We start from the raw sequence: 4,134 nt of genomic DNA on the forward strand, positions 1-4,134 counted from the left end.
GCGTCGCCGTGGGGGTTGAGCTTCATGGTCTGGCCCACGATGTTGGCGCTCTTCTGGCGCTCGCCCTTGAGCAGGCCCATCTTGTACATGGTGTAGAGCAGCTTGCGGTGCGAGGGCTTGAAGCCGTCGATCTCGGGGAACGCGCGCGAGACGTTGACGCTCATGGCGTAGGGCATGTAGTTGACCTCGAGCGTCTGGGTGATGGGCTGCTCGGTCACCTCGGAGTGCAGTCCGATGACGTTCTCGTCGTTCACGTGCTTCTTTTTGGGCTGAGCTTTGGTCTTTTTCTTTGCCACGATTTCCTCTGTATACGTGCGTCGGATCGATTCTTTGGGGAGGGGGAGGCCGCGCCGCGCTGGGGTTCCCGTCCGGCGCGGGAGCATGCGCTACTGCAGGTCGAGCTGGTCCAGGTACTCCTTGCCGTGCTCAGCGATGTGGCGCTTGCGGCCCTCGTCGTCGTTGCCCAACAGCAGGTTGAACATGGTCTCCATCTTTGTCACGTCCTCGGGCTCCACCTTGATCAGGCGGCGGGTCTCGGGGTTCATGGTGGTGAGCCACATCATGTCCGGGTCGTTCTCGCCCAGACCCTTTGACCGGTTGATGGAGCACTTCTGGTCGCCGATCTCCTTCAGGATGCCGTTCTTCTCGAGGTCGGTGTAGGCGAAGTAGGTCTTCTCTTTGCAGTTGATCTCGTAGAGCGGCGACTCGGCGATGTAGACGTAGCCCTCGTCGATGAGCGTGGGGACCAGGCGGTAGAGCATGGTGAGGATCAGCGCGCGGATGTGGTAGCCGTCGACGTCGGCGTCCGTGCAGATGATGACCTTGCTCCAGTTGAGATTGTTTAGGTCGAAGGAGCCGAGGTTCTTCATGCGCTTGTCCTTGACCTCGACGCCGCAGCCGAGCACGCGCAGCAGGTCCATGATGATCTCGGACTTGAAGATGCGCGGGTAGTCCTCCTTCAGGCAGTTCAGGATCTTGCCGCGGACCGGCATGACGCCCTGGAACTCGGCGTCGCGCGAGGTGCGGATGGCGCCCGCAGCCGAGTCGCCCTCCACGATGTAGACCTCGCGGAGGGTCTTGTCCTTGGAACGGCAGTCGATGAACTTCTGCACGCGGTTGGCCATGTCGGTCTTCTGCTGCAGGTTGGTCTTGATGCTCTGGCGGGTCTTCTCGGCGTTCTCGCGGGAGCGCTTGTTGATGAGGACCTGCTCCATGATCTTGTTCGCGGCGTCCTTGTTCTCGATGAGGTACGTCGAGAGGCGCTCCTTGAAGAACGCGGTCATGGCCTGCTGGATGAAGCGGTTGTTGATGGCCTTCTTGGTCTGGTTCTCGTAGGAGGTCTGGGTGGAGAAACAGTTGGTCACGAGCACCAGGCAGTCCTGGACGTCCTGCCACTTGATGGAGGTCTCGTTCTTGTTGTACTTGCCCTGGGACTTGATGTAGGCATCGATCGCGCTGGTGAAGGCGCTGCGGGCCGCCTTCTCGGGCGAGCCACCGTTCTCGAGCCAAGAAGAGTTGTGGTAGTACTCCTGCATTTGGAAGGTACGGGAGAAGCACATGCAGGCGGTGATCTTGACGTTGTAGTCGGGCAGGTCCTCGCGGTCGCGGCCGCGGCGGTCCGCCTCTACAAAGAAGGGCTCGGTGAGGTAATTCGCGCCGACCTTCTCGAGCACGTAGTCCTCGATGCCCTTGGGATAGCAGAAGTCCTCCTCAGAAAACTCGCCGTCCTCGCCCTCGATGCGCAGGCGGAAGGTCACGTTGGCGTTGACCACAGCCTGGCGACGCATGGTCTCGCGGTACCACTCGTCGGGGATGTCGATCGAGGTGAAGACCTCGAGGTCGGGGCGCCACTTGATGGTGGTGCCGGTGCGGTCCTCGTCTGAGGGCTCTATCTGCAGCGCTTTTTTCTTCGCGCCTACGACCTTGCCCTTCTTGAAATGCAGGGAGTATTTGTTTCCGTCGCGCCAGACCGTGACGTCCATGTACTCGGAGGCGTACTGGGTCGCGCAGGAGCCTAGGCCGTTGGTGCCGAGCGAGTAGTCGTAGTCGCCGCTTCCGTTGTTGTCGTACTTGCCGCCGGCGTAGAGCTCGCAGAAGACGAGCTCCCAGTTGAAGCGCTTCTCGGTGGGGTTCCAGTCCAGCGGGCAGCCACGGCCGTTGTCCTCAACCTGGATGGAGCCGTCGGAAAAGGCCGTGAGGGTGATCAGCTTGCCGTAGCCCTGGCGGGCCTCGTCGACGGCGTTGGACAGGATCTCGAAGGCGGCGTGCGCGCAGCCGTCGAGACCGTCCGAGCCGAAGATGACGGCGGGGCGTAGTCGGACGCGCTCCTCGTCCTTGAGCTGTCTGATGCTGTCGTTACCATAGTTCGCGGTGTTCTTTGCCATGGTTGCTTTTCGGTGTTCCCTCTCCTGCGCCTCAATCGTTCAGATAGTCAAGTTAGCATAGCCCTGGCCACGCCAACACGAAATCCAAACGCGCGTGAACAGGGGACGCGCGGACATGGCCTGGCTATGCTCTTGCAGCAGGTCGTCCGGGCAGTCATAGATTCCAAGGTCGCGGGTGATGCCTTCGCTTTGGATGTAGGTGTCGTTGCGGTCGAAGTCGACCACTGGGTGCTGGAAGTCCTTGACGGCGACGCCGTAGCCGCAAAACGCGCCGGTGCATTCCGGATGGGCCGCTTGCAGGTTTCCCAGATAGCCTTTATCGAGGATGAACCCCTCAAGTTCGTACCAACGCCCGTCAAGAAGGACCTCGACCCAATTGTGCAGGATTTCTTGCGGTGCGCTGTAATAGACGATGCCGGTCATGGCGCCTTTCTGCAGCTTCTTGTCAATCAAAAAGCCGTGAACCCGGCAGGGGATGCCGCAAGAGCGCAACAGTGCCATGAAGAGCGTCCCCTTGGTGTTGCACTGGCCAAAGCCGTCGGCGAGGACGCGCGACGCGGGAATGCCGTCATCGGCGTTATAGCCAAACAGGATCTCGTCGCGTACGAAGTAGTAGATGGCACGTGCGCGTTCGAACTCGGGAAGCTCGCTCCAGCCGCGCTCGTGAATCAGCGCCTGGATGGGGGCACTGCCGTAGTCGCGTATTGGCGTTTCCCTCAGGTATCGATCCATCTTGCGTGCCCTTCTCTTCCACCCCCGAGCTTGCCTAGGCGTTCATTGCCGAGCAAGTTGATGCAATCCGCGAGCAGGTAGGCGACAAGAAGGTCCTGCTGGCGCTTCCCGGCGGCGTCGACAGCTCCGTCGTCGCGGCACTTCTTATCAAGGCCATCGGCAAGCAGCTCATCTGCGTGCACGTGAACCACGGCCTTATGCGCAAGGGCGAGAGCGAGCAGGTCGTCGACGTCTTTGAGAACCAGATGGACGCGAACCTCGTCTACGTGGACGCCACCGACCGCTTCCTCGACAAGCTCGTTGACGTTGACGAGCCCGAGGCCAAGCGCAAGATCATCGGCGCCGAGTTCATCCGCGTGTTCGAGGAGGAGGCGCGCAAGGTCGGCCTCACCATCTGGCAGTACTTCGCCGTCGTGCCTGATTTCCGCGCGACCGGCGTCCGCGAGGGCAAGCGCGCCTACGACTGGCCCTGCATCATCCGCTGCATCAACACCGTCGACGTCATGACCGCCGAGGTGCCCGAGCTCGACTGGGCGCTGCCCAAGCGCATCACGGCGCGCGTCACCGCCGAGGTTCCCGGCATCTGCCGCGTCTGCTACGACCTGACCCCAAAGCCCGTCGGCACGGTCGAGTGGGAGTAGAAGGAAACAACGAATTGTCTATTCGAGACGCCTTGCTTTTGCAGGGCGCCTCTTTTTACTTGTGTTATTGTGCGAGATCGTTTGAACAGTGCCACGTCCCCTGTTCGCGTCGCGTATTTCAGCCAGGCAAAAATGACTGCCAAATCAGACAGGCTGAAAAGCGTGATTGTGTCTCCGCAAAATGGCAGGTAAACGCGTAGTTAAATGGTTGATTTAGTTGTGAAGCCTTCACAACCTGCGAGGGGGTGGCTGCGCCGGGGACTTTGTCGGTTGTGAAGCCTTCACAACTCGTGGGGAGTCGCCGCCGCCGGCGCGCCGCGTCGCAGACGGTATCCTAGAGCGCGGGCCAAGCGTCGCCGCCCGCGTCCTGAACGAGC

4 protein-coding genes are annotated in these 4,134 nt (G+C 61.0%); 1 reads left to right on the forward strand and 3 read right to left on the reverse strand.

Translation table 11 applies throughout. From position 1 onward, the window contains the following. From ACT84W_RS09460 to ACT84W_RS09470, 3 genes are all read right to left on the reverse strand, one after another. Positions 1–296: DNA gyrase subunit A (locus tag ACT84W_RS09460; RefSeq protein WP_444329017.1), on the reverse strand; the 296-nt coding region annotated here is incomplete at its 3' end. 90 nt (positions 297–386) lie between these two features. Next, positions 387–2,384 carry a DNA gyrase/topoisomerase IV subunit B gene (locus ACT84W_RS09465; protein ID WP_444329018.1) on the reverse strand — a complete coding sequence of 666 codons (1,998 nt, stop codon included), beginning with the start codon at positions 2,382–2,384 and terminating at the stop codon, positions 387–389. Positions 2,385–2,423: 39 nt separating this feature from the next. Beyond that, positions 2,424–3,116: a transglutaminase-like domain-containing protein gene (locus ACT84W_RS09470; protein WP_444329019.1), complete on the reverse strand. Its 693-nt coding sequence runs from the start codon at positions 3,114–3,116 to the stop codon at positions 2,424–2,426. A gap of 65 nt (positions 3,117–3,181) precedes the next feature. Here ACT84W_RS09470 and ACT84W_RS09475 point away from each other — a divergent pair, with 65 nt between their 5' ends. Continuing rightward, entirely contained in the window at positions 3,182–3,757 is a 576-nt protein-coding gene (locus tag ACT84W_RS09475) for a GMP synthase (glutamine-hydrolyzing) (RefSeq protein WP_444329021.1), read from the forward strand. The last annotated feature ends 377 nt before the right edge of the window (positions 3,758–4,134 follow it).

Source organism: Paratractidigestivibacter sp., assembly GCF_052362415.1.
Classification (GTDB): Bacteria; Actinomycetota; Coriobacteriia; order Coriobacteriales; family Atopobiaceae; genus Paratractidigestivibacter.